This window comes from Delftia sp. SD018 (genome assembly GCF_017355445.1).
In the GTDB taxonomy this organism is placed as follows: domain Bacteria; phylum Pseudomonadota; class Gammaproteobacteria; order Burkholderiales; family Burkholderiaceae_C; genus Comamonas; species Comamonas acidovorans.
In genome coordinates, this window is the sequence record NZ_JADDRN010000060.1 from 1 (window position 1) to 7,684 (window position 7,684).

8 protein-coding genes are annotated in these 7,684 nt (G+C 64.0%); all 8 read left to right on the top strand.

Annotated features, from left to right (window positions below; all coding sequences use genetic code 11):
- Window positions 1-101 precede the first annotated feature (101 nt).
- The 8 genes from INR38_RS28380 (at window position 102) to fusA (ending at window position 7,484) form a co-directional block, all read left to right on the top strand.
- Window positions 102-530, top strand: coding sequence for a CopD family protein (locus tag INR38_RS28380; protein WP_013800243.1), 429 nt, complete (start codon window positions 102-104; stop codon window positions 528-530).
- A 31-nt stretch (window positions 531-561) separates the two neighbouring features.
- The gene (locus INR38_RS28385) at window positions 562-1,695 is read left to right on the top strand and encodes a VanZ family protein (protein ID WP_065346893.1); all 1,134 of its coding nucleotides are present in this window, start codon (window positions 562-564) and stop codon (window positions 1,693-1,695) included.
- A 10-nt stretch (window positions 1,696-1,705) separates the two neighbouring features.
- On the top strand, window positions 1,706-2,080 hold the full coding sequence (locus tag INR38_RS28390; protein ID WP_207444597.1) for a (2Fe-2S) ferredoxin domain-containing protein: 375 nt from the start codon (window positions 1,706-1,708) through the stop codon (window positions 2,078-2,080).
- An 80-nt stretch (window positions 2,081-2,160) separates the two neighbouring features.
- Window positions 2,161-2,796, top strand: a complete 636-nt coding sequence (locus INR38_RS28395; protein ID WP_207444596.1) for an alpha/beta fold hydrolase — start codon at window positions 2,161-2,163, stop codon at window positions 2,794-2,796.
- Between the two features lie 92 nt (window positions 2,797-2,888).
- Window positions 2,889-4,058 carry a D-alanyl-D-alanine carboxypeptidase family protein gene (locus INR38_RS28400; protein ID WP_013800247.1) on the top strand — a complete coding sequence of 390 codons (1,170 nt, stop codon included), beginning with the start codon at window positions 2,889-2,891 and terminating at the stop codon, window positions 4,056-4,058.
- Window positions 4,059-4,215: 157 nt separating this feature from the next.
- Entirely contained in the window at window positions 4,216-4,593 is a 378-nt protein-coding gene (gene rpsL / locus INR38_RS28405; RefSeq protein WP_012202325.1) for a 30S ribosomal protein S12, read from the top strand.
- Between the two features lie 160 nt (window positions 4,594-4,753).
- A complete protein-coding gene (gene rpsG, locus INR38_RS28410) occupies window positions 4,754-5,227 on the top strand; it encodes a 30S ribosomal protein S7 (protein WP_012202326.1) in 474 nt (157 codons plus the stop codon).
- A 148-nt stretch (window positions 5,228-5,375) separates the two neighbouring features.
- Entirely contained in the window at window positions 5,376-7,484 is a 2,109-nt protein-coding gene (gene fusA / locus INR38_RS28415; RefSeq protein ID WP_013800248.1) for an elongation factor G, read from the top strand.
- Window positions 7,485-7,684 lie beyond the last annotated feature (200 nt).

Below are 7,684 nucleotides of genomic sequence, written 5' to 3' on the forward strand. Positions count from 1 at the left end.
CGCCGCAGGCCCCGCAACCCTTGCGACGACGCCGGCACGCGGGACTCGGCTTTTGCGCCTGCGCAGCCTGGCGCACCCCTGTACGCACGTACACTGCCCGCATGCTGTGGGTCAAAGCCTTTCATATCGTTTTCGTGGCAAGCTGGTTCGCGGGCCTGTTCTATCTGCCTCGCATCTTCGTCAACGTGGCCATGGTCACGCCCGGCTCGGTGGCCGAGCGCGAGCGCCTGCTGCTGATGGCACGCAAGCTGCTGCGCTTCACCACGCTGCTGGCCGTGCCCGCACTGGGCCTGGGCCTGTGGCTGTACCTGGGCTACGGCATCGGCAAGGGGCCGGGCAACGGCTGGATGCATGCCAAGCTGGCCGGCGTGCTGCTGGTCATCGGCTACCACCACGCCTGCGCGCGCCTGCTGCGCAAGCTGATCGACAACCGGGACCAGCACAGCCACCGCTGGTTCCGCTTCTTCAACGAGGTGCCGGTGCTGCTGCTGGTGGCCATCGTCATCCTGGTGGTCGTCAAACCTTTCTGAGAAACCGATCCAACGAAGAGGGAGGCAGGGCGTGGTGCAAAAGACTTCGGCCTGGCCGCTGGCGCTGGTCTATGCGGTGCTCATCGTTTTCGCCAGCCTGTTTCCTTTCGATGGCTGGCGTGCCCAGGGCATTGATCCGCTGGTCTTCCTGACGGCAAAGATCCCGCCGCCGTACTGGACCTGGTTCGACATCAACATCAATATCGTCGGCTACGCGCCGCTGGGCTTTTTCCTGGCGCTGGCCCTGGTGCGCAGCGGCAGCCCGCGCGCGGCCGTGCCGCTGGCAGCGCTGGCAGGCACGCTGCTGTCGCTGGGCATGGAGTTCCTGCAGATCTACCTGCCGCGGCGCGTTCCCTCCAACCTGGACCTGGTGCTCAATGCGGGCGGCACCCTGCTGGGGGCGCTGGTGGCGCTGCTGCTGGAGCGGCTGGGCGCGCTGGCGCGCTGGAGCGCCTTTCGCACCCACTGGCTGGGCGAGGACGGCGGCGGCGCCATGGTGCTGCTGGCACTGTGGCCCTGGGCGCTGCTCTTTCCCGCCGCCGTGCCCTTTGGCCTGGGCCAGGTGCTGGAGCGGCTGGAGCAGGGGCTGCTGGATCTGCTCGAAGGCACGCCCTTCCTCATGTGGCTGCCGCTGCGCGAGTCGGCCCTGACGCCGCTGTCGCCCGTGACCGAGATGCTGTGCGTGATGCTGGGCCTGTGGGTGCCCTGTCTGCTGGCCTACTGCGTGATGCGCCACATGGGCCGGCGCGCCATGCTGGCGGGCTCTGCGGTGGTGATCGGCATCGGTGTCTCGGCACTGTCGGCTGCGCTGAGCTGGGGGCCGGCCCATGCCTGGGAGTGGGTGGACCTGCCGGTGCGCATGGGCGTGTGGGGTGGCCTGGGCCTGGCCATGGTGGCCATGCCGCTGCCGCGCCGGGCCTGTGCGGCCCTCTTGCTGCTGGTGCTAGTGCTGCAATTGAGCATCCTGAACCAGGCGCCCACCAGCGCCTATTTCTCGGAAACGCTGCAGGCCTGGGAGCAGGGCCGCTTCATCCGCTTCTACGGGCTGGGCCAGTGGCTGGGCTGGCTGTGGCCCTATGCGACCCTGGTCTATGTGCTGCTCAGGCTGGCGCGCCGCGATGCGGCACCGCCGCCGCCCCCGGCGCCTGCAGTGCCGCAGGCCTAGAATCCGCTCCATGAGCGAACACCCACGTCCCGGGGCCGACAGCGGCCAGCAAGGCGCAGGCAACTACTATGCGCGCCACATCTTCTTTTGCCTCAACGAGAGGCCCAACGGCGAGGACTGCTGTGCGCTGCACGGCGCCAAGGCAGGCTTTGACCACGGCAAGAAGCAGGTCAAGCAGCTGGGCCTGGCCGGCAAGGGCCAGGTGCGCGTGAACAAGGCCGGTTGCCTGGACCGGTGCGCGGGCGGTCCCGTGGCCGTGGTCTACCCCGAAGGCACCTGGTACACCTTCGTGGACGAGTCCGACATCGACGAGATCGTCGAGTCCCACCTCAAGAACGGCCAGCCCGTGGAGCGCCTGCTGCTGCCGCCCGACGTGGGCCGCTGAGCACCGGCTGGAACTTTGGGCCTTTCCGGGCATCAGTGCTTTGTCAGCTTGGATTGGCTGCTACTACTAGGATAGCGATTGTGAATGCGCAGACCGAACGTTTGACCTTGACCGGCCTTGCCGGGGCCGTGGAGGCCCTGCGCGATGCGCCGGCCACCGATGCACCGCCGCGCGGCGTGGCCATCATCGCCCACCCCCATCCGCTGTTCGGCGGCACCATGGACAACAAGGTGGTGCAGACCCTGGCGCGTGCCTTCGTGCAGTGCGGCTACACGGCCGTGCGATTCAACTTCCGCGGCGTGGGCGCCAGTGCCGGCGAGCACGACGCAGGCGTCGGCGAGGCCCAGGACATGCTGTCCGTGGTCCGCCAGGTCGCCCCCGAAGGACCGATCGCGCTGGCCGGCTTCTCATTCGGGGCCTTCGTCACCAGCCATGTGCTGGCGGGGCTCTGGAGCGAGGGCCGGGTGGAAAAGGCGGTGCTGGTGGGAACGGCGGCCAGCCGTTTCACCGTGGCGCCTGTCCCGCCCGAAGCCCATGACCGGACCCTGGTGGTGCACGGCGAAGCCGATGACACGGTGCCTCTGTCTGCCGTCATGGACTGGGCGCGCCCGCAGATACTGCCTGTTACCGTCGTGCCCGGGGGCGGTCATTTCTTTCACGGACAATTGCCGCTGCTCAAAAGCCTCGTGGTCCGCCATTTGCGCTCACTCCCCTAGCGGCCCGCGCCGCTGCTCAACAGGCCTGCCCCATCGGGCGGGCATGTTTTCGCCTTTCCTGCATTCCCTGCCCTTTAGCGAGAGTTTTCCTCATGAAGCCACTTTCCTCCACGCTGCGAGTCCTGGCACTGGCGGCCGCCATGGCGCCGGCCCTGGCGCTGGCGCAGATCACCCCGCCCCAGCCGCCCGAAATCGCGGCGCGCAACTATCTGCTGGTCGATGTCACCGCCAATCAGGTGCTGGGCGCCAAGGACATCGATGCGCCCATCGAGCAGGCCTCGCTGACCAAGCTGATGACCGGCTACCTGGTCTTCGACGCGCTGCGCGCCAAGAAGATCACGCTGGAGCAGCGCCTGCCCGTGAGCGAGCGCGCCTGGAAGATGCCCGGCTCGCGCATGTTCATCGACCCCAAGATGCAGGTGCCGGTCGATGACCTGGTCAAGGGCATGATCGTGCAGTCCGGCAACGACGCCACCATGGCCCTGGCCGAAGGCGTGGGCGGCTCGGCCGAGAACTTCGTGCGGCTCATGAACGAGCAGGCCAAGGCGCTGGGCATGAAGAACACCAGCTACAAGAACCCCGAAGGCCTGACCGAGCCCGGCCACCTGACCACGGCGCGCGACCTGTCCATCCTCGCCCAGCGCCTGATGCAGGACTTCCCCGAGTACATGCACTACTACTCGACCAAGAAGTACTTCTATCCGGGCACGCCGGCCTCCAACGGCACCAACCGCAACTCGCTGCTGTTCCGCGACCCGACTGTCGATGGCCTCAAGACCGGCCACACGGCCGCCGCCGGCTACTGCCTGGTGGCCACCGCCAAGCGCGACCTGCCCAACGTGGGCAGCCGCCGCCTGATCTCCATCGTGCTGGGCGCGGCCAGCGAGAACGCGCGTGCCAATGAAAGCCAGAAGCTGCTGAACTGGGGCTATGCGGCCTTCGATTCGGTCAAGCTGTTCGATGCCGAGCAGGCCGTGGCCACGCCCGAAGTCTGGAAGGGCAAGGCGAACACCGTCAAGATCGGCCGCACCACGCCCATCGTGGTCACCGTGCCGGCCGGCAGCGGCGGCAAGCTGAGCACCGAAGTCGTGCGCCAGGACCCGCTGATCGCCCCGTTCACCAAGGGCCAGGCCATGGGCACGCTCAAGGTCAAGATGGGTGCCGACACCGTGGCCGAAGTGCCGCTGGTGGCGCTGGAAGGCGTGGAGCAGGCGGGCTTCTTCGGCCGTGCCTGGGATGCGATCCGCCTCTGGATCAAGTAAGCCCCGCGCCTGTCGCGCAGGCCCTCGCGTACTGGCTTGGAGGGGGTGCAGTTGTGCGATCTCCCGCAAGCTGGTACAGTCGAGGGCTTTTCGGAATTTCCGAAGGGATTCACGTTTTCGCTTTTCGCAAGCAATTCACGTTTAGGGACGTTTATTAATGCCAACCATTAACCAACTCGTGCGTCAGGGCCGCACGGTCGAAGTTGTCAAATCCAAGAGCCCTGCTATGGAAAACTGCCCTCAGCGCCGCGGCGTGTGCACCCGTGTGTACACCACGACGCCTAAGAAGCCTAACTCCGCTCTGCGTAAGGTTGCCAAGGTGCGCCTGACCAACGGCTTCGAGGTCATCTCCTACATCGGTGGTGAAGGCCACAACCTGCAAGAGCACAGCGTTGTTCTGGTGCGCGGCGGCCGTGTGAAGGACTTGCCCGGTGTGCGTTACCACATCGTGCGTGGCTCCCTTGACCTGCAAGGCGTCAAGGACCGCAAGCAATCCCGTTCCAAGTACGGCGCGAAGAAGCCCAAGGCCAAGTAAGCCCTGCGTTTTTTCGAGGAAGGTGCTGTATCCCGCGTGGCGCGAGATTCAGCGTAGTGACCCCAAACGCAAGTGTTTTGCGCGGGTCGAGTAAGTGGGAGTCCTGTTGACTCTCGCGGTGTCTGAAAAGATGCCAACTGAAGCAAGATAGAGGTAAAAAATGCCACGTCGTCGCGAAGTCCCCAAACGTGAAATCCTGCCGGATCCCAAGTTCGGCAATGTCGAGCTGTCCAAGTTCATGAACGTGATCATGGAAGGCGGCAAGAAGGCGGTCGCAGAACGCATCATCTACGGTGCCCTGGACCTGATTCAAAAGAAGCACCCTGACAAAGACCCGCTGGAAGCCTTCGTTGTTGCCATCAACAACGTCAAGCCCATGGTCGAAGTGAAGTCCCGCCGTGTTGGCGGTGCCAACTACCAAGTGCCCGTCGAAGTGCGCCCCGTGCGTCGCCTGGCTCTGTCCATGCGTTGGCTGAAGGAAGCCGCCCGCAAGCGCGGCGAGAAGTCCATGGCCCAGCGCCTGGCCAACGAACTGCTCGAGGCCACCGAAGGCCGTGGCGGCGCCATGAAGCGCCGTGACGAAGTTCACCGCATGGCCGAAGCCAACAAGGCATTCAGCCACTTCCGCTTCTAAGAGCACTTCGCTCCCGATCAGACAGGCCGCATGCATTTTTGCCTGCGGCCTTGTCTCGATTAGGAGCATCCCCAGATAAGACTGCTGTCCGTCTGCACCATGAGGCTGGAACGGGCAGAGACTCCCTCCATACGATCAAGGATCCATCATGGCTCGCAAGACCCCCATCGAGCGCTACCGCAACATCGGTATCTCCGCCCACATCGACGCAGGCAAAACCACCACCACGGAACGTATCCTGTTCTATACCGGTGTGACCCACAAGCTGGGCGAAGTGCACGACGGCGCTGCTACGACCGACTGGATGGAGCAAGAGCAAGAGCGCGGCATCACCATCACTTCCGCTGCAGTGACCTGCTTCTGGAAGGGCATGGACCTGTCCTACCCCGAGCACCGTTTCAACATCATCGACACCCCCGGCCACGTGGACTTCACCATTGAGGTGGAGCGTTCCATGCGCGTGCTGGACGGCGCCTGCATGGTGTACTGCGCCGTGGGCGGCGTGCAGCCCCAGTCGGAAACCGTGTGGCGCCAAGCCAACAAGTACAAGGTGCCCCGTCTGGCCTTCGTGAACAAGATGGACCGTACCGGCGCCAACTTCTTCAAGGTCGTTGACCAGATGAAGCTGCGCCTGAAGGCCAACCCCGTGCCCGTCGTGATCCCGATCGGCGCCGAAGACAACTTCAAGGGCGTGGTCGACCTCGTCAAGATGAAGGCCATCATCTGGGACGAAGCCTCGCAAGGCATGAAGTTCGAATACCACGAGATCCCCGCCGAGCTGGTGGAGACCGCCAACAAGTGGCGTGAGAACCTCGTGGAAGCCGCCGCTGAAGCCAGCGAAGAGCTGATGAACAAGTACCTGGAAGAAGGTACTCTGTCCGAAGAAGACGTGAAGGCCGGCCTGCGCGCTCGTACGCTGGCTACCGAAATCCAGCCCATGCTGTGCGGTACCGCTTTCAAGAACAAGGGTGTGCAGCGCATGCTGGACGCCGTGATCGACTACCTGCCGGCGCCTGTGGACATCCCTGACGTCACCGGTACCGATCCCGAAAACGAAGAAACCAAGCTCAGCCGCAAGGCCGACGACGGTGAAAAGTTTGCGGCACTGGCCTTCAAGCTGATGACCGACCCGTTCGTCGGTCAGCTGACTTTCGTGCGCGTGTACTCGGGCGTCCTGACCAAGGGCGACACCGTGTTCAACTCGGTCAAGGGCAAGAAGGAACGCATCGGCCGTATCGTGCAGATGATGGCCAACGAGCGCGTGGAAGTCGAAGAAATCCGCGCCGGCGACATCGCTGCCTGCGTGGGCCTGAAGGACGTGACGACCGGCGAAACGCTGTGCTCCGTGGACGCCCCCATCGTGCTGGAACGCATGGTCTTCCCCGAGCCCGTGATTGCACAGGCCGTGGAGCCCAAGTCCAAGGCCGACCAGGAAAAGATGGGTATCGCCCTGTCGCGCCTGGCTGCAGAAGATCCGTCGTTCCGCGTGCGTACCGACGAAGAATCGGGCCAGACCATCATCGCCGGCATGGGCGAGCTGCACCTGGAAATCATCGTTGACCGCATGAAGCGCGAATTCAACGTGGAAGCCAACGTGGGCAAGCCCCAGGTTGCCTACCGCGAAACCATTCGCCAGAAGGTCGTGGACGTGGACGGCAAGTTCGTTCGCCAGTCCGGTGGTAAGGGTCAGTACGGCCACGTGGTGTTCACGGTCGAACCCCAGGAACCCGGCAAGGGCTTCGAGTTCGTCGACGCCATCAAGGGCGGTGTGGTTCCTCGCGAATACATCCCCGCAGTCGAGAAGGGCGTGATCGAAGCGCTGACTTCCGGCGTGCTGGCTGGCTACCCCGTCGTGGACGTGAAGGTCACGCTGACCTTCGGTTCGTACCACGATGTGGACTCGAACGAAATGGCGTTCAAGATGGCCGCCATCTTCGGTTTCAAGGAAGCTGCCCGCAAGGCCAGCCCCGTCATCCTGGAACCCATGATGGCTGTGGAAGTCGAGACGCCCGAAGACTACGCCGGTACCGTGATGGGCGATCTGTCCTCGCGTCGTGGCATGGTGCAGGGCATGGACGACATGGCCGGCGGCGGCAAGTCCATCAAGGCTGAAGTGCCTCTGTCGGAAATGTTCGGCTACGCCACGTCGCTGCGCTCGCAGACGCAAGGCCGCGCTACGTACACGATGGAGTTCAAGCACTACTCTGAAGCTCCCCGTAACGTGGCTGAAGCCATCGTTGCTGCTCGCTCGAAGTAAGCTTTTTTGTATAATTGAAGGCTTTTGAATCGCAGCACCCAGGCGTTTTGGCGCCGGGGTGCTGCGGTTTTTGCCGGTCTGCGATCCCATGCCGCCCTGTCACCTGTGCGGGGCGACCAAGCAATGGGGTGCAGACCTTAAACATCACACAGGTTTTGCTCTTTCGGAGAAATCATGGCAAAAGAAAAATTCCAGCGGAA